Here is a 21,288-nt window from a genome sequence, read left to right on the forward strand (position 1 = left end):
TGGCGCTTAAGCGGTGCAGTTAACGCTCCATGAGTCGCCAAATGCGGCGTTGCAAGGCTTCGTTAACTATAAGCTGTAAGGATTAGCGGGCGTCGGCTGCCGTTTGGGCAGGCTCGTCGCTATCAGCATTGTCCTGACGGGAGCCAAGCCTTTGCCCTTGCGGTCGTTCCGGCATATCGGGCAAGTCGGCGCGGCGTCGGCATTGTGCGTGCTCGCCATGGCGGGCTCGGCGCTGGCACAGGCCCAGCTTGGCAATGGCGACGGCTCCGATGCTGACAATCAACGGCTGCTGCCCGGCGTTTACCCTGCGGCGCCCGTTGATGCGCTGCCGCTGGATTTTCCGGGCCTGCGGGAGCCTTACGATCCATTTTTCAACATCGATTGGTCGATGGCGCTGCGCGGCAGCTACACGAAAACCAATGATGGTGAACAGTTTGATGTGGTTTTGGCGCCCAGCGCCAGCTTCGAGCACACCGGCTCGCGCTCGCAGATCAAGTTCGATGCCAGTGCCGAAGTCGACCAGCCGGTCGACGGCCAGATCGATGTCAGCGCCTTGCGGCTCGACCTCAGCACCAGCTACGCGCTGGATAGCGTCACTACGCTCGACGCCAATGCCAATCTGTCGATCAGCCGGGACCGGCCCGATACCCCGGGACTGGCGAACGGCATCACCCAGGCGCCCCAGACCATTGTGGGCAGCATCGATGGCGGCGTGACGCGCCAGTTCGGCCGCTTCAATGTCGGGGTGACGGGCGAGGTGACCCGCTCGCTCTATGGCAATACGACCTATGCCGATGGCTCTGCGGTCGACAACAGCGAGCAGGATTTGTGGACGGCGGGCGGGGGGCTGCGGCTGGGCTTCCAGGCGACGCCGATCTTCGAGATTTTCACCGAAGCCAATCTCGGCCGCGAAATGTTTGACAGGCCCTCATCGGTGCTGCTGATCAAGCCGGATGCCACCAATTCGTCGATCAAGGCTGGTGTGTCGGGCAAATGGAGCGAGGTGTTGAGCGCCGAAGCCTCGGTGGGGCTGGGCCTGCGCCGGTTCGACGAAGCGAGCCTGGGCGAGGTCAAGTCGAACCTCTATGACGCCCGACTGGTGTTCAGCCCCGATCCGACTTGGCGCTTTACGGCAGGTCTGACCACTACGGTGGCGCCTCCGGGGCCGGACAATGGCGGGCTGACCAAGGTCGAATACGCCGCCAATGCGGATGTCAATTACACGGTCAATTCCTGGCTGGTGCTGCGGGCGCTGGCCGACTGGAATACCAGCACGTTCGATGGCAGCAGCGACACCGAAACCGGCTATGGCTACGGCGTCGGCGCCGACTACAGCGTCAATGCCCACACCGCGCTCACCGCCGACTATGGCTACGCGCACGCCGATAAGACCAATGACAGCCCCGAGGACAACCATCGGGTGACGGTCGGAGTGACGGTCAAGCGCTAGAGCGTGGCGTGTTTGAGTGGTTTCAAATTCAGGTTGTCGTCATTGCCCGGCTTGTCCGGGTGGTGACGGTGGGAAAACGTGCGATTCCAGCCATTCGCTTGGCTAACCCCACCACCGGCCTTCCCGCGGACTTGATCCGCGGGCCACTCTCCGCTCACACCGTGTTGCAAAAGGCCCGCGGATCAAGTCCGCGGGAAGACCAGTGCTGGGGAGACGGCTTTCTTCTCCGTTCCATCGAGGGGAGGGAGGCAAATACGCGGCACATTCGTCCTAGAAATGTTCGCCGAGATCAAGCTTGCGCAGCTCCGCCACAAAACCGTCGCGGATGTCGTCGCGGTCGAGCGCATAGACCACATTGGCGGTCAGGAAGCCGATCTTGGAGCCGCAGTCGAACGACTGTCCCTGGTATTTCACCCCGGTGAAGGCCTGCGACTTCATCAGTGTCTGCATCGCGTCGGTGAGCTGGATTTCCCCGCCCGCGCCTTTGGGCTGGTCGGCCAGCAGTGTGAAGATTTCCGGCTGCAGGATATAGCGACCCGAAATGATCAGGTTGGAGGGAGCTTCCTCTTGCTTGGGCTTTTCCACCATCTGGGTGATGGCGAAATTGTTGTCGGGGCCATCGCCGCGCGCAATGATGCCATAGGATGACACTTCGGCCGGGGGCACTTCCTCGACGGCGATCACATTGCCGCCGGTTTCCTCATAAGTGTCCATCATCTGCTTGAGCACGCCCGGATCACCCTTGAACAGCATATCGGGCAGCAGCAGCGCGAACGGCTCGGTGCCCACGATGTGGCGCGCACACCATACGGCATGGCCCAGGCCCAGCGGCTCCTGCTGGCGGGTGAAGCTGGTGCGGCCGGCCGAGGGCAGGTCCTTGCGCAGCTCATCGAGCGCCTTGGTCTTGCCGCGCATTTCCAGCGTGGTTTCGAGTTCGAACTGGCGGTCGAAATGATCCTCGATGACGCCCTTGTTGCGGCCGGTGACGAAGACGAAATGCTCGATGCCGGCTTCGCGCGCCTCATCGACCGCATACTGGATCAACGGCCGATCGACGACCGTCAGCATCTCCTTGGGCAGGGCCTTGGTGGCTGGCAGGAACCGCGTTCCCAACCCCGCTACGGGAAATACTGCTGTCCTGACGCGCTTGCCCACTGTTCACCCCAATCTGGATTTTCGCCGTAAAGCTATCTCAACATCTGGCACATAACATCACGGCAAAATAGCGTCTTAGCGGTTGGAGTTAACAGCATGGCAGTCCTGGTCACCGGCGGCGCCGGATATATTGGCAGCCATATGGTGCTGAACCTGACGGACGCGGGCGAGAGCGTCGTCGTGCTCGATAACCTGGTCACCGGCTTCGATTGGGCCATCGATGGGCGCGCCACGTTCGTGCAAGGTTCGGCAGGCGATATCGAACTGGTGCAGGCGATCGTCAAAGAGCACGGCATTACCGAGATCATCCACTTCGCCGGCTCCATCGTAGTGCCCGAGTCGGTGGTCGATCCGCTCAAATATTACGGCAATAACACCGCCATCTCGCGCAACCTGCTGGAGGCTGCGGTCAAGGCCGGGGTGAAGCATTTCATCTTCTCCTCGACCGCCGCAGTCTATGGCATGACCGGGCTCGCCCCCGTAGTGGAGGAAACCCCGCTCAATCCGATGTCGCCCTATGGCCGTTCCAAGCTGATGACCGAGTGGATGCTGGCCGATGTGGCCGCGGCGCATCCGATCACCTATGGGGTGCTGCGCTATTTCAACGTAGCGGGCGCCGATCCCGGCAAGCGTAGCGGCCAGTCGACGCCCTTCGCGACCCACCTGATCAAGGTGGCGGCGCAGACGGCGCTGGGCCAGCGCGAAAAGATGGACATTTTCGGCACCGACTACGAGACGCCGGACGGCACCTGCGTGCGCGACTATATCCACGTCACCGACCTGATCGCCGCCCATGCGCTGCTGCTGGGGCATTTGCGCAGTGGTGGCGAGAGCACGACGCTCAATTGCGCCTATGGGCAGGGCTATTCGGTGCGGCAGGTGGTCGATACGGTGAAGGCGGTGTCGGGCGTCGATTTTCGCGTGGATGAAGGCCCGCGCCGGCCTGGCGATCCGGCATCGATCACCGCCACCGGCGAAAAGGTGCGCTCGATTTTGGGCTGGGTACCCCAGCATGACGATCTGCAAGAAATCGTCGAATCCGCATACGCTTGGGAGAAGCACCTGATGGTGCGCAATCGCTAGGCTTGCGATAAAGGAGGTTGGGTGTGATCAAGACTATCGTTGTCGGCCTGCTGTTGGCGCTGCTCAGTTTGCCGGCATCTGCCCAGCCAATCGAAAGCTTCGACAGCTTCATTGCCAATTTCGAGGCCAAGGCGCTGGCGGCGGGGATCACCCGCGAAACCTATCAGGCAGCGATGATTGGCCTGACCCCGGACGCCGGCACGCCGGACCTGGTGAGCGCGCAGCCCGAATTCACCACCCCGATGTGGGATTATATCGACCTGCGCGCTTCGCCGCGTCGCATTACCAACGGCAAGGCGGCGATGGAGCGCAATGCGGCCCTGTTCGCCGACATCGGCCGGCGCTATGGCGTCGAACCCCATCTGCTGGGGGCAATCTGGGGCATCGAGACCAATTACGGTTCGGTACTGGGCGATACCAGCATCATCCGGCCGATCGTGCGCTCGCTGGCAACGCTGGTGCATCAGCGCCGCAGCCGCCTCGAAGGCGACGAGGCCGATTTGATCGCCGCGTTGCAACTGGTGCAGCGGGGGCCGCTCGACGCGCAACACCTGGTCGGCTCTTGGGCCGGGGCGATCGGGCATTTGCAGGTCAATCCGTCCAATGTCGTCAAATATGGCACCGATGGGGATGGCGACGGCGCGGTGGACCTGCAGAATTCGCTGGCCGATGCGCTGGCGACCAGCGCGGTCTATCTGCGCGGATTGGGCTATCAGCCGGGCGTGCCCTGCAGTATCGAGGTCGCGGTGCCGGATGGTTTCGACTACCTTTTGGCGGACCGGACCCAGATGCGGCCGGTGTCGTTCTTTGCCGCGAAGGGCATTGCACGAGTGCGGGGCGAGGCCTTTGCCGATCCCAATTTGCCGGTCTTTCTCTACGTGCCGGCAGGCAAGGACGGCCCGAAATTCCTCATGACGCAGAACTATATGGTCCTCAAGGGCTATAATCTGTCCGACAGCTACGCCATGGCGGTGGCGCACCTGGCCGACCGGCTCAATGGCGCAGGTGCCTTTGCGGACGATTGGCCGCGCGACACGCAATTCCCCAATATCGCCGAGCGCAAGGCGATCCAGGCGGCGTTGATCAAGCTGGGTTTTCTCAAGGGCGATGTGGATGGCCGGATCGGGCCGATCAGCCAGCAAGCCTATGCGCAGTTCCAGGCCTCGCGCGGCGAGGTGGCCGATGGCTTCATCACCAAGGCATCCTATGAGGAACTGGCGGCCGCGACGCGATAGGAGATTGCTTGCAATCTCTCAGTTCGGCGTGACCGAACTGGTCTTGTCGAGGCTGTTTTGCTAGAGAATGGGCGAGTTTACCAAGGGCTGACATGATCCGCGTCCTATCCGCCATCGTCCTGTGCTGCTTCGTCATGGTCGATATTGCGCCGGTGTTTGCGCAGGACCAGGGCACGATCGTGGTGGCGCAGGCGCAGAAGCGGCGGACGCTGTTCGACCTGCTGTTTGGCGAGGAGCCAGCGCCGCCGCCCCCCGTGCAGCAGCAACAGCAACCACGCAGCACCGCGCCGCGCACGCCCACGGCCGCGCTGCCGCCGGCCAAGCCGATCGTCACCAAGGCCGAGGGCGCAACGCGGCTGGCCGTGTTCGGGGATTCCATGGCGATCGATCTCAGCAAGGCGCTGGAACGGTTTTATGCCGATGATCCGAACCTGGTGGTCATCGACCAGGGCGTGGGGGACTCGGGGTTCGTGCGCGAGGATTTCTTCGATTGGGACCGGGCTGTGGGCGAGCAGATCGCCGCCAACAGCTTCGATCTGGCGATCGTCATGATCGGCGTCAATGACCGGCAGGAAATCGATGCCGACGGACAGAGCTACAAGTCCCTGACCGATCCGTGGAAGGCCATCTACCAGCAGCGGTTGACCGCGTTCCTCAACCAGTTGCGCGCGGCCAACAAGCCGGTGATCTGGGTTGGCCTGCCGCCGATGAGCAAGAGCGAATATTCCGCGGCCCTGGCCCAGATCAGCGCCATCCAGCGGCTGGCAAGCTTCTCGGGCGGCGCCGAATTCGTGGATATCTACGAGCGGTTCCTGGGCGAGGACGGCAAGTTTTCCGCCTATGGCCCCGATGTGAACGGGCAGAGCGCGCGCATGCGCAAGGATGACGGCATCCATTTTTCCACTGCCGGCTCGGATAAGCTGGCCTTCTACCTCAACCAGTCGATCCGCAATTTCTATCGCGGCGGCGGGGTGAGCGTGGCGGTTGCCGACCCGCTGGTGGGCACCGATGCGGGCGCGATGGTGCGGCTGCCCTATCAGGGGCTGGGACAGGTCCGCCTGCTCGAGGTTGCCGGCGCGGTGATCCCCCTGAGCCGCTCGCCCAACCGGGCCGGCGACCTGGTGACGGCCTCAGGCCAAGCGGCGCCGGTGCCGGCCTTCACGCTCGAGCAATTGATGACCGCGCCCAAGGGCCGCGTCGATGCGTTCGGGGTTGGTGTCGATCCGGGCGCCGTGGAGAATGCCGCCGGGCGCTGACTATTCGAGGAAGCGAACGGCCCCGATATGGGGCAGGTTGCGATTGCGTTGGCCATAGTCGATGCCGTAGCCGACGACGAACTTGTCGGGGATATCGAAGCCCACCCATTTGGCCTGCACGTCGGTTTCGCGCCGGCTCGGCTTATTGAGCAGCGCGCACACTTCCATGCGGCGCGGATGGCGCGTTTCGAGGATTTCGAGCACGTGCTTGAGGGTGTAGCCGGTGTCGACAATGTCCTCGACCACCAGCACGTCGCGCCCGCCGATTTCGCCGCGCAGATCCTTGAGGATGCGCACTTCGCGGCTCGATTCCATGGCATTGCCATAGGAGGAGGCCTCGAGGAAATCGACCTCGACCGGCAGGTCGAGTTCGCGCACCAGATCGGCGATGAAGATGAACGAGCCGCGCAAGAGGCCGACAACCACCAGCTTGTCGGTATCGGCGTAGAAGGTGGCGATTTCCTTGGCCAAGGCTTCCACCCGTGCCGCAATGGCCTTGGCGGAGATCAGTTCATCGACGGTGTAGGGAGGCTGGGTCATGCGGCGATTCCCGATGGTGGCGGGGCCTTTAGTACCCCCACCTAGCCTCCCCCTGGAAGGGGGAGGGACAGAATTGTGCTTGTGGCACGTGGTTGCCTCGCCGCCAGCCGGTTCCTCCCCCTTCCAGGGGGAGGTTAGGTGGGGGTCCTCGCCCTACCGCGGCAAATCCGTCTTGCCCATCAAGTCCTTGTCGATCGCCCGCGCGGCCTGCCGACCTTCGCGGATCGCCCAAACCACCAGCGATTGCCCGCGCCGCATGTCACCGGCGGCATAGACCTTGTCCACCGTCGTCTTGTAGCTGAACGTATCGGCGAACAGGTTGCCGCGCGCATCCAGCTTGGCGCCGAGTTCGGCCAGCATGCCCTCGTGGATGGGGTGGGCGAAGCCGATGGCCAGCAGCACCAGGTCAGCCTTGATGATGAATTCGGTGCCCGGAATCGGCTGGCGCTTGCGGTCGACGCGAGCGCATTCAACGCCGGTGACCTGGCCCTTGGCGTTGCCGATGATCTTCATGGTTCCGGCGGCGAATTCGCGGATCGCGCCTTCGGCCTGGCTCGAGGACGTGCGCATTTTGACTGCCCAGTTGGGCCAGTTGGTCAACTTGTTCTCGAGCTCGGGCGGTTGCGCACGAACGTCGAGCTGGGTCACCGCGATGGCGCCCTGGCGGAACGAGGTGCCAACACAGTCGCTCGCCGTATCGCCACCCCCCACGACGACGACATGCTTGCCCGCCGCCGACAGGAGCTGTTCGCTCGAAACATCCTCGCCGCCAAGGCGACGATTCTGCTGCACGAGGAAGGGCATGGCAAAATGCACGCCCGCCAGGTGGACGCCTTCGGCATCGACATCGCGCGGATGCTCGGAGCCGCCAGAGAGCAGCACCGCGTCGTGCTTCTGCTGCAGATCGGCTAGCGTTCGGGTAACGCCGATATTCTCGTTATAGTGGAAGGTGACGCCTTCGGCGGTCATCTGCTCGACGCGGAAGTCGATATGGTCCTTTTCCATCTTGAAGTCGGGAATGCCATAACGCATCAGGCCACCGGCCTTGGGCTCGCGCTCATAGAGGTGCACGTCGTGACCCGCGCGGGCCAACTGCTGGGCGGCCGCCATGCCGGCGGGGCCGGAGCCCACAATGGCGACCGACTTGCCGGTCTTGTTGTCATTGATCTGCGGCTTGACCCAGCCATTGCGGATGGCGCGGTCGGCGATGGCCTGTTCGACGGTCTTGATGGCGACCGGGGTGTCTTCCAGGTTCAGCGTGCACGCTTCCTCGCAGGGTGCGGGGCAGATGCGACCGGTGAATTCGGGGAAGTTATTGGTCGAGTGCAGGTTGCGCGCCGCCTCTTCCCAATCGCCGTTGAACACCAGGTCGTTCCAGTCCGGAATCTGGTTGTTGACCGGGCAGCCGGTATCGCCGTGGCAGAACGGAATGCCGCAATCCATGCAGCGCGCCGCCTGATCGACGATGCGACTTTCCGACATCGGGATGGTGAATTCACCGAAATGGCGAATGCGGTCGGAGGCCGGCTCATAGCGGGGCTCTTCGCGCTCGATTTCGAGAAAGCCTGTTACTTTACCCATCTTATCTGCTCTCCCTGCGCTTGCACGCAACTGCAGTGATCGTCCATTCGTAGGAGTTACCGTCGGGGCTCACTATTGTTCCCCTTGGCAGTTTCTTGGGCAGGACGTAGTTCCTCTTTTCCTGGAGACAGGACGAATATGTGCCATCCCCTGCCGGAAATGGCATTTCGCCCTGCTGTCCAGTCTCAGAAACTATCGTCCATTCCATGTCATACTGATCATCGGCAATTGCCAAGGTCGGAATACAGGCGAGGAGCGCGCCTGCGAACAAAACTAATTTCTTCATCGTCATTCCCCCGCCGTGCTTTGCAGCGTCGGCAAACCCAGTTCGTGTTCGCAGGCGGCTATCCAGCGGGTTATCGCGGGCCGCCCAGTCAAGTCCAGCCCGCCCTCGGGGGCGGAGCGTGTATAGGGCATCAGTGCAATATCGGCGATCGACATGGTGTCGCCGACAAGGAACGTCTTGCCCGTCAATGCCTGCTCAAGGCGATCCAGCGCCCTGTTGGCGCGAGCCATCAAAGCCGGGTCGAGGTCGGGGATAGCCACCTTGTCGTAGTGGACCCGCGCGCGGGCCACAGCCACCGTTGGCTCATGGCTATACTGTTCCCAGAACAGCCACTCGTCCACCTTGGCCTCTTCATAGGCGTCCTGCGGAATGAACCGGCTGCCCCGCGCCAGATAGCGCAGGATGGCGTTCGATTGCGCCAGCGGGCGGCCATCGTCGAGCACGACGACGGGCATTTCGCCCGCCGGATTGAGCGCCAGATATTGTGGCGTCTTGGTGTCGCCCGAGCGGGCGCGCACGGTATTCCAGACATAGGGCGTGCCGGTGGCGTCGGCGATATACTTCACCTTGAGGCAGTTGCCCGACCCAAGGTCACCGTAGATGTGCAGCATCTATTTGACCGTCGTGATGAGGTCGTCGCTGTACATCTCGCACTGACCACTGATGAACTTCCAGCCGGTGAATTCAGGGAAGTTCCTGGTATTGGCCAGTTGGCGCTTCAGAATGCGTACCTGCTGGCGCGCGTCCCTCTGGCATTCTGCCATGGTCAGGGTCTTCCCCAAGGTGGGCGACGGCAGCGTCTTGATCGAGCCGTCCGGCGCCTCGTAGCGCATGACGATGACCGCGCCGCTGAACTGCTGGGCCGGGGCCGGCATGGCCATGGCAGCCATTGCGAACAGAATAAGTAGAGCCTTCATCGTGTTCCCCATCATTCCGCCGCCGCCATGACGCCGCGCTTCTTTTCCATCTCGCGGATGGCGCGGCGGTATTCGACTGGCATCACCTTGACGAATTTCGGGCGCATCTCGGCCCAGTTGTCGAGGATATATTTGGCGCGCGTCGAGCCGGTATAGTGCAGGTGGTTGGCGATGAGCTGATGCAGGCGCTCATTGTCGTGCTTGGTCATGTCGCCCGAAATGTCGACGCGGCCATGCCATTCCAAATCCCCGCCATGATGGTGGAGGGACTGCATGAGGTTTTCTTCCTCGGTCACCGGTTCCAGATCAACCATGGCCAGGTTGCATCGGCTGCGGAAGGTCTGGTCCTCGTCGAGCACATAGGCGACGCCGCCGCTCATGCCGGCCGCGAAGTTGCGCCCGGTCTGGCCGATGACCACGACGACGCCGCCGGTCATATATTCGCAGCCGTGATCGCCGGTGCCTTCGACCACCGCGATGGCGCCCGAATTGCGCACGGCGAAGCGTTCGCCCGCGATGCCGCGGAAATAGGCCTCGCCCTCGATGGCGCCGTAGAGCACCGTATTGCCAACGATGATCGACTTGTCGGGATCGAACCCGGCCTTTTCGGATGGCCGCACCACGATGCGCCCGCCTGACAGACCCTTGCCCACATAGTCATTGGCATCGCCCACCATATCGATGGAAATGCCCTTGGCGAGGAAGGCGCCAAAGCTCTGCCCGGCCGTGCCGGTCAGCTTGATGGCGATGGTGTCTTCCAGAAGCCCTTCGTGGCCGTACTTCTTGGCCAGGGCGCCACTGAGCATGGCGCCGGCCGAGCGATCGCGCGAGCGGATCGGCAGTTCGATATGCACGGCCGTGCCATTGTCCAGCGCTGGCTGGGCCAGTTCGATCAGCTTGCGATCGAGCACAGCTTCCAGGTGGTGATCCTGGAATTCGGAGTGATAGATCGTGTCCTCGCCAATCGCTTCGGGCTTGTAGAACAGCTTGGTGAAGTCGATGCCCTCGGACTTCCAGTGATCGGCCAGCTTGCGCTGGTCGAGCAGGTCGGAGCGGCCGACCAGTTCGTTGAGGGTCTTGGCGCCCATGCCGGCCAAGAGGCCCCGCAGCTCTTCGGCGATGAAGAAGAAGTAGTTGATGACGTGCTCGGGCGTGCCCTTGAAGCGCTTGCGCAGCACCGGGTCCTGGGTGGCGACGCCAACCGGGCAGGTGTTGAGATGGCACTTGCGCATCATGATGCAGCCTGCCGCGATCAGGGGCGCCGTGGAGAAGCCGAACTCGTCGGCGCCCAGCAGCGCGCCGATCAAGACGTCGCGGCCGGTCTTGAGACCGCCATCGACCTGGAGGACGACGCGGCTGCGCAGGCGGTTGAGCACCAGCGTCTGGTGCGTCTCCGCCAGGCCGATTTCCCAGGGGCCGCCGGCATGCTTGAGCGAAGTCAGCGGCGAAGCGCCAGTGCCGCCATCATAGCCCGAGACAGTGATGTGGTCGGCGCGGGCCTTGGCGACGCCGGCCGCAACCGTGCCCACGCCCACTTCGGACACCAGCTTGACCGAGATATCGGCCTGTTCGTTGACGTTCTTGAGGTCGTAGATCAGCTGCGCCAGATCTTCGATCGAATAGATATCGTGGTGCGGCGGGGGTGAAATCAGGCCGACGCCGGGGGTGGAATGGCGCGTCTTGGCGACGATCCAGTCGACCTTGTGGCCGGGCAATTGGCCGCCTTCGCCGGGCTTGGCACCCTGCGCGACCTTGATCTGCAGCATATCGGCATTGACCAGATAATCGGTGGTCACGCCAAAGCGGCCCGAGGCGATCTGCTTGATGGCCGAGCGGAGCGGGTTCTGGTCGCCATTGGGCAGCGGCTGGTAGCGGTCGACTTCCTCGCCGCCCTCGCCGGTATTGGACTTGCCGCCAATGCGGTTCATGGCGATGGCCAGCGTGGTGTGGGCTTCGCGGCTGATTGAGCCGAAGCTCATCGCCCCGGTGACGAAGCGCTTGACGATATCGACGGCCGGTTCAACCTCGTCCAGCGCAACGGGCGCGCCGATCGGGCGAACTTCGAACAGGTTGCGGATGGCGAGATAGCCGTTTTCGCCGCTGTTGACGCGTTCGGCGAAGCTGTCATAGCGCGCCTGGGCCGATTCAGGGCTTTCGTCGCGGGTGCGCACGGCGTGTTGCAGGTCCGACACCACGTCGGGGCTCCAGGCATGCTTTTCGCCGCGGATGCGGTACATGTACTCGCCACCGACATCGAGCGACTTGCGCAGCACGACATCGTCGCCGAAGGCGTCGCGGTGGCGGCGGACGGTTTCCTCGGCGATATCGGCCAGGCCCACGCCTTCGATCGTGGTGGCGGTGCCGAAGAAGAAGCGCTGCACGAACTCTGTCTTGAGGCCCACGGCGTCGAAAATCTGGGCGCCGCAATAGGACTGGTAGGTGGAAATGCCCATCTTGGACATGACCTTGAGCAGGCCTTTACCGACGCTCTTGATATAGCGATAGACCACTTCGTGGGCATCGACTTCGGCGGGATATTCGCCTTCGGCATGCAGCGCCGAGAGCGTTTCGAATGCCAGATAGGGGTTGATGGCTTCGGCGCCGTAGCCGGCCAGCATGGCGAAATGGTGCATTTCGCGGGCTTCGCCGGTTTCGACGACCAGACCCGAGGAGGTGCGGAGGCCCTTGCGGATCAGGTGGTGGTGCACGGCCGCCGTCGCCAGCAGCGCCGGGATGGCGATCCGGTCGGAGGCGACGCGGCGATCGCTCAGCACGATGATGTTGTATTCGCCCGCGATGGCGATTTCGGCCTGGGCGCAAATGGCCTCGATGGCCACTTCCATGCCCGCCGCGCCACTATCGGCAGCGTAGGTGATGTCGATGGTCTGGGTGCGGAATTCGTTGTCAGCCATGTCACCGATGGCGCGGATCTTTTCGAGATCCTCGTTGGTCAGGATGGGCTGGCGCACCTCGAGCCGCTTGTGCTTGCTGGCGCCTTCGAGGTCGAACAGGTTCGGCCGCGGCCCGATGAAGGACACGAGGCTCATCACCGATTCCTCGCGGATCGGATCGATCGGCGGGTTGGTGACCTGGGCGAAGTTCTGCTTGAAATAGGTATAGAGGAGCTTGGACTTCTCGCTGAGCGCGGAAATCGGCGTGTCGGTGCCCATCGAGCCGACGGCTTCCTGGCCGGTGGTGGCCATGGGGGCCATCAACAGCTTGATGTCTTCCTGCGTATAGCCAAACGCCTGCATGCGATCGAGTAGCGACTCCGAGGTCACCGGCGCCTGGGGCGCGGTTTCGGGCAGGTCTTCGAGCACGATCTGGGTGCGCGCCAGCCATTCGGCATAGGGGTTTTTGGTGGCCAGGGTGCGCTTGATCTCGTCGTCCGAGATGATGCGGCCTTCTTCGAGGTCGATCAGCAGCATGCGGCCCGGCTGCAGGCGCCACCGCTCGACGATATCCTCGTCGGGAATGGTCAGCACGCCTGATTCCGACGCCAACACGACATGGCCCTCGCGTGTCACCAGATAGCGGGCGGGGCGCAGCCCGTTCCGGTCGAGCGTAGCCACCACATAGCGGCCGTCGCTGAGCGACATGGCGGCGGGGCCGTCCCACGGCTCCATCAGAGCAGCGTGATATTCATAAAATGCGCGGCGCGTGTCATCCATCAGCGGATTGCCGGCCCAGGCTTCGGGGATCAGCATCATCGCGGCGTGGGGCAGGGAGTAACCGCCGCGCACGAGGAATTCGAGCGCGTTGTCAAAGCACGCCGTATCGGACTGGCCCTCATAGGAAATCGGCCAGATCTTGTTGATGTCGTCGCCGAACAGGGGTGAGGAGACTGAGGCCTGCCGCGCGGCCATCCAGTTGACGTTGCCGCGAATGGTGTTGATTTCACCATTGTGGGTGGTCATGCGGTAGGGGTGCGCGAGCTTCCAAGAGGGGAAGGTGTTGGTGGAAAAGCGCTGATGCACCAAGGCGATGGCGCTCTCGAAGCTCTCGTCCGAGAGATCGGGGTAAAACGCCTTGAGCTGGTAGGCAAGGAACATGCCCTTATAGACGACGGTGCGGGCCGACATGGAGACAACGTAAAAGCCGTTATCGCCATTGGACTCGGGTACGCGCGCATAGACGGTGTTGGAGATGACCTTGCGCACGATCAACAGCTTGCGCTCGAACTCGTCCAGCGTCAGGCCCTCGGGGCGGGCGATGAACATCTGCTCGATGATCGGCTGGGTGGCGATGACGCCTTCGGACAAAGCCGAATTGTCGGTGGGCACGACGCGCTCGCCCAGCAGCGTCAACTGCTCGGCCAGCAGGCATTCGCGCACAGCCGTGGCACAACGGTCGCGCAGGGCGACGTCGTTGGGATAAAAGATCATCACCGCCGCATAGGCGTGCTTTTCGGGCAGCGCGAAGTCCACCGACTTGGCGAGGAAAGCGTGCGGAGTCTGCACCAGGATACCGGCGCCGTCGCCCATCAGCGGATCGGCGCCCACGGCGCCGCGGTGTTCCAGGTTCTCGAGGATTTCGAGACCCTTTTCGACCACTTCGTGGCTGGGGCGGTTCTTGATGTTGGCGATCATGCCGATGCCGCAGGCGTCGTGCTCGTTGGCGGGGTCATAAAGACCCTGCGCGGCGGGACGGCCGGAAACGGGGACGACGCGACGACCGTTCTCGATCAGGGTTTTACGATTGGCTTTGCTCGTCGTGACGGGAGAAAGGGATCCGTTCCGCTCGTGTGCCATGTCGCTGTTCCTCGTTCGTTGGTCGCCCTTGCGGGCTCTGTCGCTATGTCGTGTGCATCCTTGGGGTGCCGGTCAACCGGCGGGCAGGATGCGTTTCGTCCTCAGGTGGGCGCGCTGTTCAAACGGTTCGTACACTGTACGCCCCGGAAGAGCAAAATGCGTCCATGCGTGGGGAGTGGCACTGCATCCAAATGGCCACTCGAATTCGAGCTTCAAAGCTCCGCCTATCCGTTTCCGCTCATCAAGAGCGGGCCAGCCGGACCGGCGTGCGTGCTGGCCGCGGAGAGCGGGGCGACGCTTCAGATAGGACAGTCGTGCTGCCCTAACCTCTGCACATTGTCACAATTCCAAACTATGGGCAAGGGGTTTGGCCACGGTTCGGACACAGAAAATAGGAGATTGCCAACTTCCCTATAGGAAAGCGTAGGAAACGCGCGCCCAGCACCTATCAGCGCCGGACGATGAAGTCATAATAGTGCCAGTGCTTGGCCTTGCCGCTGAGCGTCTGGCTGTCGGGCTCGTCGTGTTCCTCAAATTCGAGCGGGCGCAGGTCGCTTAGCAAGGCGCGGGCCTGGGCCAGCGTGTGAAAGCTCATGCCGGGCGTTGCGGCCCAATCGTCAAAATTACCGAAAAGCTGTCCGGTCAGAATGCCGCCCGGCTTGAGCGAGGCGCAAATGCGGGCAAAGACCGCGTCGAAATGATCGGGGTGAATATAGGGCAGGGCATATTGGGCATTGACGAGGTCATAGGCCGCCACGGGGAAATCGAAAGCCTCGAAAGTCGAAATGACGTAGCGGAAGCGATCGGCCGGCATTGTGTCTGCAATGTCCTGGGCGATCGGCGCCGAATCAAGCGCGGTGACCGAAGCGAAGCCTTCATCGAGCAGGAAGCGGGTGTCGTTCAGCGCTCCGGAGCCCACATCGATAGCGCTGCCCCGCACTGGGACGAACTGCAACGCGCGGCCCAGCAACTCGCGCGGCGGCTGGCCCCTGGAATTCTCCACATATTTGTCCCAGCCTTGGAAGCTTTCGCTGAAACTTGCCATGCAGCCCTCCCGAAAAAAAGCGCCGGAGCTGTTCCGGCGCCCGTTATCTTAGGGAAGCCCGCGGCCTATTCCAAATGCGACTTGATGAACCACAGGTCCTTGTCCAGCTCACGCGAAAACGCTGTCAGGATATCGGTGGCGTCGGCATCGCCGGCCTCATCGGTCGCGTCGATATCCTCGCGTACCTGATTGGCCAAAGCGGCATAGCGCTCGGCCAGGGCCGCCAGATGGTCGGAAACCTTGCGGATATCGGTCGGGTAGGGCGCCAGCTTGCTCGATTTGGCGACGATCTGGCTGGTGCCCAAGGCGACGCCATCGAGCTGGGCGACGCGCTCGGCAATGATGTCGACGTGCTCGTCGATAGCGGCGCGCATCGGATCCAGCATTTCATGCACGGCGATGAACGTGGGACCCTTGAGATTCCAGTGCGCCTGCTTGGTGATCAGCGCCAGATCGATGGCATCGGCCAGCCGGGCATTGAGAATATCGATGACCGCGGTTTTGGAATTGGATTTGAGAGTGATGGAGGGGGTTTTCATGGAAAAAGTCCTTTGACGCTTTACGTGCCGGAAGAACCAATGGCAGCGTCGCAGGTTCCCCCGTTTCGCAAAAAGGCGCAGCTGTTGCCAGCTGCGCCCTGCGATCATCGGCCGGGAGGGGAGACCGAGATTAGTTGACCGACTTGTCCTCGATGACGGCGGTGCCGCCCTTGATCTCGATCTGGCGCGGCTTCTTGCTTTCGGGCAATTCGCGTTTCAGTTCGAGGTGGAGCAGGCCGTTTTCGAGAGTGGCGCCGGAGACCTCGACATAGTCGGCAAGCTGGAAGCGCAGCTCGAAAGCGCGCTCGGCAATGCCGCGATGCAGGAACTCGCGGGTCTTGTCGGCAGTCTCGGCGGGCTTGGCGCCCTTGACCACGAGGCTGTTCTCCTTGGTCTCGATGGCGATATCGCCATTGGAGAAGCCGGCTACGGCGATGGAAATGCGGTAGGCATCTTCGCCGGTGCGCTCGATATTATAGGGAGGGTAGGTTTTGGCTTCCTGCCCGCCAAGGGTATCGAGGCGATTGAACAGCCGGTCATAGCCGACGGTGGAGCGGTAAAACGGGGTAAAATCGATGGTCTGCATAGTCACATTCTCCATGAGCAACGTGGATGTCCCGGTCCTCAAAAGCGCTCCCTGCAATAGGCAAGCGTCGGTTCGGCGAGGTCGGGGTTCCCGCGATAAGCGGCGAACGCAACAGATGTAGGTGACCGATTTCGGTGTTCAAGAGGCGGGAGGCGCGGTCGCCCATTCACCGGGACCGCCAAGATGAACCGAACATGAACGCGTTGGTCCAGTTCAATTCAGCCTGGCTGGCGTAGAACGGGTCAGGTGAAGAAGAACGGAGGGCATTCGTTCTAATTCACGACCCAAATGCGGTCCCGTCACCCGCCCCCCGCACGGGCCGCACGCAAGGAAGCCAGCATCTTTTCGGAGATGCTGGTTTTCTTTTATCTGTTTGGTCTAAGTCAGATGACCATTCGGAAACCCATCATGATCGCTGCTGCCGCTGCTGCCGGACCGGACCTCGTCAACATCGCCAGCAATCCCGTGCCCGAGGGCGCGCGGGTGGGGTATTTCCTGACGACCGACAAAGTGCGCATCCGCTACGCGATCTGGCCGCGGACCGGGGAAAAGCATCGGGGAACGGTCTGCCTCGTGCAGGGGCGGACCGAATTCATCGAGAAATATTTCGAGACCATCGCCGATTTCCGCAAACGCGGTTTCGCCGTGGCGACCTTCGACTGGCGCGGCCAGGGTGGCTCGGACCGGCTGATCTCCGGCGATCTGGGCTATGTGGATACCTTCGACGACTATTGGTGCGACCTGCAGAGCTTCCACACTGAAATCCTGCTGCCCGACTGCCCGCCGCCGTTTTACCTGGTGGGCCATTCGATGGGGGGGCTGGTGAGCCTGTTCGCCGGCATCAACGACCGGCTGATGTTCGACCGGGTGTTCCTGTCCGCGCCCATGGTTGGGCTGGACCGCCAGCCGCTGAGCTTTGCGGGCATGGCCAGGGTTGCCGGAGCGCTCAATTTCGTGGGGCTGGGCAAGCTGCCGATCGGCCGCAAGGGCGACCGGCTCGCCGCCGAGCAGAGCTTCCCCGACAATCCGCTGACCTCGGACCGGACGCGCTATATGCGGACAGTCGATGTGATCAAGGCCCGGCCCGCGCTCGGCGTCGGTGCGCCGACGATCAGTTGGGCGGCGGCGGCGATGACCACGATGGCACAAGTTGGCCGCGACAGTTTTCCCGGCAAGATCCGCGTGCCGGTGCTGATGCTGGCGGCGGCGCTGGACCAGGTGGTGTCGACCGGCACAATCGAGCAATTGGGCCTGCGGATGCGCACCGGCCACCACATGGTCCTCGCCGGCGCCCGGCACGAGTTGTTCATGGAAAAGGACGCCATCCGCAGCCAGGTGTTTGCCGCGTTCGATGCGTTCATTACCGAGCAGACGCATTAGCACGATCACGTTTTTGTTCGCTAGCAGACCAATAGCGGCTAAATTTTCGCGTTGTTAAGCCATCTCGTATGTACTCGACCGATCGGTTGAAACACTGACGATAGGACATCGTAGTGCGGTTGGGGGGGCTGCTCGGGGCTTTCGCGAAGGAAACGCGAGGCAACGTGGCCATTATTGTGGGCTTTTTGTTCGTACCGCTGGCGGTCATCGCCGGCGGGGCGACCGATATTGCGCGCTACGAATCGTTCCGGGCGCAATTGCAGGACGGGGTCGATCGCGGCGTGCTGGCAGCTACGTCGTTGGCCCAGACCAAGACTGTCGAAGACACGGTGGTCAACTACCTCAAATCGGTGTCGTTCAACGACGAGGTTAGCGTCACCGTGCTGAAGGACGTCAAAAGCTCCACGAGCAAAGTCGTCACCGTTCGCGCCGACTACACCATGCCCACCGCATTCTTGCCGCTGATCGGCATCGACACGATGACCGTGGTTGCCCAGGCCAGCGCCGAAGAGCGGCGGCAGAACGTGGAAATCTCGTTGATGCTGGATTTTTCCGGCTCGATGGTCGGTAGCCGCTTCGCTCGCCTGAAGCCGGCTGCCCGAGACTTTGTCAGCACGCTGCTGACCGACGCCACCAAGCCCTATACGACCATCAGCATCGTGCCCTATGCCGGGCAGGTCAGCGTGGGCGCGGCCATGTTCAATGCCCTGGGCGGGGTACGGGTGCATAACAATTCGTCGTGCTTCATGCTCAAAAGCCCTGACTACGCCGCAGGGCTGATCAGTTTCAGCGGGCGGGCGCAAGTCGACAATTTCACGGTCTGGAACGCCACCAATTATTCCACCGACCTCAATCCGGCATGGTGCCCGGGCGACGATACCGCGATCTCGTTTTTGTCCAACGATGCGGCCTATCTCAAGGCGCAAATCGACGGCTACAAAATGTATGACGGCACGGGCACGGCGGTCGCGATGAACTGGGGCCTGATGCTGCTGGACCCGAGCGCGCGCCCGCTGATTGCCCAGGCCGTGGCCCTTGGCAAGACGCAATCCCAGTTCGCCAATCGGCCGGCCGACTATACCGATCCCAATACGATCAAATTCATCGTGCTGATGACCGACGGCAATATTACCGAGCAATATGTCGCCAAAGATCCCAGCAAGCCGGTGCGCACCGAAAGCAATTCCAAGCTCTACCGGGACCCGATCACCAACAAAGATCAGAATGCTACGGAAACAGCAGCGCTGCTCGCCAAGGTGTGTACGAGCGCCAAAGCCAATCGGGTGATCGTGTTCACCATCGGCTTCGACATCGGCAGCAATACCGACGCGATGACGCAAATGCGCAATTGTGCATCGAGCCCGAGCCATTTCTATTCGGTGACGGGCCTGGATATCGCCTCCGCTTTCCGCTCGATCGCCACGGCGATCCAGAAGATCAAGCTGACGCAATGATAATCTGGCGGCAGCGACTGGCAGAATTCCTGCGCGCTTCCGGTGGCGCTTCGGCGGTGGAGTTCGCGCTGGTGGTGCCCATGCTGTTCGCCATCATCTTTTCTACCTTCGAGGCGGGCTGGCTGATGACGCAGACCATCATGCTGGATCATGCGCTGGACCGCACCGTGCGCGAATTGCGCACCGGACGATTGGACGGGGCATCGAGCGCGACGGTCAAGACCAGCATCTGCAATGGGGCGGTGGTGCTGATCAATTGCGAGAGCTCGCTGACGCTGGAGATGATCCCGATCCGCACTGCCGCCGATTACCCTACCGATGATGCGCGCTGCATCGACCGGGCCGTTCCGATCGCGCCGGTGGTGCGCTACACCGCCGGGGCGCGCTCGGAACAGGTCTTCGTGCGCGCCTGCTTCGTGGTCAGCGCGATCACGCCATTCCTGGGGGTCGGGCTTGGCCTGCCCAAGGACGCTACCGGCGCCTATCGCATCGTCTCCCGATCCGCGTTTGCGAACGAGCCATGACGATGATGGGGCTGGGCGTGGCAATCAGGCGGCTGCTGCACGACCGCGAAGGCGTCGCCGCCATCGAATTTGCGCTGCTGGCGCCTTTGCTGCTGGCGCTGCTGATGGGCACGGTGACGTTGTTCGATCTGTTCCGGGCGTCCCAGAATGTGGAAAAGGCTACCTTTACGGCCGGCGACATACTCTCGCGCCAGAGCACCATCAACGCGGCCTATCTGCAATCGACGTTCAGCACGGTCACGACACTGGTGGGCGGCGACGCGACGCAGATATCCATGCGTGTGAGCAGCATCAAGCGCACGCTCAGCACCTATTCGGTCGACTGGTCCAAGGTGACGGGCAAGGCGGTTCCGCTGCTGACGACATCGACCATCCCCACCGGCCGTATCCCCGACATTGCCGATGGCGATTCGGTCCTGGTCATCGACACCTTCGTACCCCATAGCGCGATCTTCTCGATCGCCGGGTTCAACGCCATTACCTTCAATAGCATGTCGGCCTATCGGCCGCGCTTCACCAGTTCCATCGCCTACGTAAACTAAGCCGCATTCACCAGTGCCAGCGCCTGCTCCAGCAGTTCGGGCGTCGCCGCGGCCACCACGTTGCCGCCACCGGTGGGCTCGCTGCCGTCCCAGCAGGCGATGGCGCCGCCGGCTTGACGGATGATGGGCACAAGCGCGGCGATGTCGTAGGTTTGCAGGGATGGCTCGATCACCAGGTCCGCGTGGCCGGCGGCCAATAGCGCATAGCCGTAGCAATCCATGCCGAAGCGTTGCAGGCGGGTGGCGCCTTCGACGGCGCGCCACTTGCTCGCCAGTTCGGGCGTGCGAAACAAAGCCGGCGTCGTGGTGAAGACGCGCGCGGCGCCGAGTTCGGTTTGTCCGCTGGTGCGAATGGTCTGGTCGATGGCGCCCCGCCGATAGCTGGCGCGGCCGGGCAGGCCCAGGAAAATCTCGCCGATAAAGGGCTGCGCCATCAGGCCGGCCATAGCGACGCCCTGATAGGCCAGTGCAATCAGCGTGCCCCAGACCGGCGCGCCGCTGATGAAGGAGCGGGTGCCGTCGACGGGATCGATGATCCAGGTGAAATCGCTATCCCCGCTATTGCCCCATTCCTCCCCGATCACCGCGTGGTCGGGAAAGCGCGCTGCGATCACGGCGCGGATGGCGGTTTCAGCGGCGCGGTCAGCCTCGGTGACCGGGTCGAACCCTACGCTCAGCTTGTTGTCGATCGCCAGATGGGTGCGGAACAGCGGCAGGGTTTTGTCCGACGCAGCCTCGGCGGCTTCAAGCAGGGTCTGGGTGACAAGGTCGAGATCGATGGGGAGGGAGGGCATGGGAAATCCGGGCGCGTGAGGCGAGTGCAAAGAGCTTAAAGCGTTGGCGGCAAAAGCTCCACTCCCAAGGCGCTATCGGGGTGGTAGACGCGCTCCCTTACCTCGCCCCTCCGGGGAGAGGTCGACCCACTTGGGTCGGGTGAGGGGCCTTTGCTGGGGGAAGTGCGCGC

Annotated in this window: 19 protein-coding genes; 8 read left to right on the plus strand and 11 right to left on the minus strand. The window is 62.6% G+C overall.

The genetic code is table 11. The features are described 5' to 3' along the window. Positions 1-151: 151 nt before the first annotated feature. Positions 152-1,450 (plus strand): outer membrane beta-barrel protein, encoded by a 1,299-nt coding sequence (locus ABIB57_RS19420; protein WP_354042889.1) that lies wholly within the window; start codon positions 152-154, stop codon positions 1,448-1,450. 270 nt (positions 1,451-1,720) lie between these two features. Here ABIB57_RS19420 and galU read toward each other — a convergent pair whose 3' ends face one another. After that, positions 1,721-2,605 (minus strand): UTP--glucose-1-phosphate uridylyltransferase GalU, encoded by an 885-nt coding sequence (galU, locus tag ABIB57_RS19425; RefSeq protein WP_354042890.1) that lies wholly within the window; start codon positions 2,603-2,605, stop codon positions 1,721-1,723. A gap of 96 nt (positions 2,606-2,701) precedes the next feature. Here galU and galE point away from each other — a divergent pair, with 96 nt between their 5' ends. The 3 genes from galE to ABIB57_RS19440 all read left to right on the plus strand — a co-directional run bounded on the left by galE (position 2,702) and on the right by ABIB57_RS19440 (position 6,179). Next, positions 2,702-3,688: a UDP-glucose 4-epimerase GalE gene (gene galE, locus ABIB57_RS19430; protein WP_354042892.1), complete on the plus strand. Its 987-nt coding sequence runs from the start codon at positions 2,702-2,704 to the stop codon at positions 3,686-3,688. 23 nt (positions 3,689-3,711) lie between these two features. Further along, on the plus strand, positions 3,712-4,923 hold the full coding sequence (locus ABIB57_RS19435; protein WP_354042893.1) for a lytic murein transglycosylase: 1,212 nt from the start codon (positions 3,712-3,714) through the stop codon (positions 4,921-4,923). A 92-nt stretch (positions 4,924-5,015) separates the two neighbouring features. After that, positions 5,016-6,179: an SGNH/GDSL hydrolase family protein gene (locus ABIB57_RS19440; RefSeq protein ID WP_354042895.1), complete on the plus strand. Its 1,164-nt coding sequence runs from the start codon at positions 5,016-5,018 to the stop codon at positions 6,177-6,179. Here the strand turns inward: ABIB57_RS19440 and hpt are convergent, their stop codons facing one another. The 9 genes from hpt to ABIB57_RS19485 form a co-directional block, all read right to left on the minus strand. Next, the gene (gene hpt / locus ABIB57_RS19445; RefSeq protein ID WP_354042896.1) at positions 6,180-6,719 is read right to left on the minus strand and encodes a hypoxanthine phosphoribosyltransferase; all 540 of its coding nucleotides are present in this window, start codon (positions 6,717-6,719) and stop codon (positions 6,180-6,182) included. Positions 6,720-6,872: 153 nt separating this feature from the next. Next, on the minus strand, positions 6,873-8,300 hold the full coding sequence (locus ABIB57_RS19450) for a glutamate synthase subunit beta (protein WP_354042897.1): 1,428 nt from the start codon (positions 8,298-8,300) through the stop codon (positions 6,873-6,875). Position 8,301: 1 nt separating this feature from the next. After that, positions 8,302-8,586 carry a hypothetical protein gene (locus tag ABIB57_RS19455; RefSeq protein WP_354042899.1) on the minus strand — a complete coding sequence of 95 codons (285 nt, stop codon included), beginning with the start codon at positions 8,584-8,586 and terminating at the stop codon, positions 8,302-8,304. Positions 8,587-8,588: 2 nt separating this feature from the next. After that, positions 8,589-9,197: a glutathione S-transferase family protein gene (locus ABIB57_RS19460; RefSeq protein ID WP_354042900.1), complete on the minus strand. Its 609-nt coding sequence runs from the start codon at positions 9,195-9,197 to the stop codon at positions 8,589-8,591. Next, positions 9,198-9,503 (minus strand): hypothetical protein, encoded by a 306-nt coding sequence (locus ABIB57_RS19465; RefSeq protein ID WP_354042901.1) that lies wholly within the window; start codon positions 9,501-9,503, stop codon positions 9,198-9,200. Positions 9,504-9,514: 11 nt separating this feature from the next. Then, positions 9,515-14,254: a glutamate synthase large subunit gene (gene gltB / locus ABIB57_RS19470; RefSeq protein WP_354042903.1), complete on the minus strand. Its 4,740-nt coding sequence runs from the start codon at positions 14,252-14,254 to the stop codon at positions 9,515-9,517. Between the two features lie 448 nt (positions 14,255-14,702). Further along, positions 14,703-15,299, minus strand: coding sequence for a class I SAM-dependent methyltransferase (locus ABIB57_RS19475; RefSeq protein WP_354042904.1), 597 nt, complete (start codon positions 15,297-15,299; stop codon positions 14,703-14,705). Positions 15,300-15,364: 65 nt separating this feature from the next. Beyond that, positions 15,365-15,838: a DNA starvation/stationary phase protection protein Dps gene (gene dps / locus ABIB57_RS19480; protein ID WP_354042905.1), complete on the minus strand. Its 474-nt coding sequence runs from the start codon at positions 15,836-15,838 to the stop codon at positions 15,365-15,367. 130 nt (positions 15,839-15,968) lie between these two features. Further along, positions 15,969-16,424 (minus strand): Hsp20 family protein, encoded by a 456-nt coding sequence (locus tag ABIB57_RS19485; protein WP_299745787.1) that lies wholly within the window; start codon positions 16,422-16,424, stop codon positions 15,969-15,971. Positions 16,425-16,832: 408 nt separating this feature from the next. Between ABIB57_RS19485 and ABIB57_RS19490 the strand changes: the two genes are divergently transcribed. From ABIB57_RS19490 to ABIB57_RS19505, 4 genes are all read left to right on the plus strand, one after another. Further along, complete coding sequence (locus ABIB57_RS19490) at positions 16,833-17,804, plus strand: alpha/beta hydrolase (protein WP_354042907.1); 972 nt, start codon at positions 16,833-16,835, stop codon at positions 17,802-17,804. Between the two features lie 164 nt (positions 17,805-17,968). Continuing rightward, the gene (locus ABIB57_RS19495; RefSeq protein WP_354042908.1) at positions 17,969-19,258 is read left to right on the plus strand and encodes a pilus assembly protein TadG-related protein; all 1,290 of its coding nucleotides are present in this window, start codon (positions 17,969-17,971) and stop codon (positions 19,256-19,258) included. After that, positions 19,255-19,782, plus strand: coding sequence for a TadE/TadG family type IV pilus assembly protein (locus ABIB57_RS19500; protein WP_354042910.1), 528 nt, complete (start codon positions 19,255-19,257; stop codon positions 19,780-19,782). The genes ABIB57_RS19495 and ABIB57_RS19500 overlap by 4 nt, the downstream gene beginning before the upstream one ends. Continuing rightward, positions 19,779-20,324, plus strand: a complete 546-nt coding sequence (locus tag ABIB57_RS19505; RefSeq protein ID WP_354042911.1) for a TadE/TadG family type IV pilus assembly protein — start codon at positions 19,779-19,781, stop codon at positions 20,322-20,324. Before ABIB57_RS19500 ends, ABIB57_RS19505 begins: the two co-directional genes overlap by 4 nt. Here the strand turns inward: ABIB57_RS19505 and hisN are convergent. Next, on the minus strand, positions 20,321-21,118 hold the full coding sequence (hisN, locus tag ABIB57_RS19510; protein ID WP_354042912.1) for a histidinol-phosphatase: 798 nt from the start codon (positions 21,116-21,118) through the stop codon (positions 20,321-20,323). The two genes, ABIB57_RS19505 and hisN, sit on opposite strands and share 4 nt — an antisense overlap. Between the last annotated feature and the right edge of the window lie 170 nt (positions 21,119-21,288).

The organism is Devosia sp. UYZn731, from assembly GCF_040546795.1.
Classification (GTDB): Bacteria; Pseudomonadota; Alphaproteobacteria; order Rhizobiales; family Devosiaceae; genus Devosia.

What these genes read in the sequence shown, in the direction of transcription:
- ABIB57_RS19460 (WP_354042900.1), bottom strand. Translation starts at nt 9,197, where the DNA reads ATGCTGCACATCTACGGTGACCTTGGGTCGGGCAACTGCCTCAAGGTG.
- gltB (WP_354042903.1), bottom strand. Translation starts at nt 14,254, where the DNA reads ATGGCACACGAGCGGAACGGATCCCTTTCTCCCGTCACGACGAGCAAA.
- hpt (WP_354042896.1), bottom strand. Translation starts at nt 6,719, where the DNA reads ATGACCCAGCCTCCCTACACCGTCGATGAACTGATCTCCGCCAAGGCC.
- dps (WP_354042905.1), bottom strand. Translation starts at nt 15,838, where the DNA reads ATGAAAACCCCCTCCATCACTCTCAAATCCAATTCCAAAACCGCGGTC.
- ABIB57_RS19475 (WP_354042904.1), bottom strand. Translation starts at nt 15,299, where the DNA reads ATGGCAAGTTTCAGCGAAAGCTTCCAAGGCTGGGACAAATATGTGGAG.
- ABIB57_RS19450 (WP_354042897.1), bottom strand. Translation starts at nt 8,300, where the DNA reads ATGGGTAAAGTAACAGGCTTTCTCGAAATCGAGCGCGAAGAGCCCCGC.
- ABIB57_RS19505 (WP_354042911.1), top strand. Translation starts at nt 19,779, where the DNA reads ATGACGATGATGGGGCTGGGCGTGGCAATCAGGCGGCTGCTGCACGAC.
- ABIB57_RS19500 (WP_354042910.1), top strand. Translation starts at nt 19,255, where the DNA reads ATGATAATCTGGCGGCAGCGACTGGCAGAATTCCTGCGCGCTTCCGGT.
- galE (WP_354042892.1), top strand. Translation starts at nt 2,702, where the DNA reads ATGGCAGTCCTGGTCACCGGCGGCGCCGGATATATTGGCAGCCATATG.
- ABIB57_RS19465 (WP_354042901.1), bottom strand. Translation starts at nt 9,503, where the DNA reads ATGAAGGCTCTACTTATTCTGTTCGCAATGGCTGCCATGGCCATGCCG.
- ABIB57_RS19485 (WP_299745787.1), bottom strand. Translation starts at nt 16,424, where the DNA reads ATGCAGACCATCGATTTTACCCCGTTTTACCGCTCCACCGTCGGCTAT.
- ABIB57_RS19455 (WP_354042899.1), bottom strand. Translation starts at nt 8,586, where the DNA reads ATGAAGAAATTAGTTTTGTTCGCAGGCGCGCTCCTCGCCTGTATTCCG.
- hisN (WP_354042912.1), bottom strand. Translation starts at nt 21,118, where the DNA reads ATGCCCTCCCTCCCCATCGATCTCGACCTTGTCACCCAGACCCTGCTT.
- ABIB57_RS19440 (WP_354042895.1), top strand. Translation starts at nt 5,016, where the DNA reads ATGATCCGCGTCCTATCCGCCATCGTCCTGTGCTGCTTCGTCATGGTC.
- ABIB57_RS19490 (WP_354042907.1), top strand. Translation starts at nt 16,833, where the DNA reads ATGATCGCTGCTGCCGCTGCTGCCGGACCGGACCTCGTCAACATCGCC.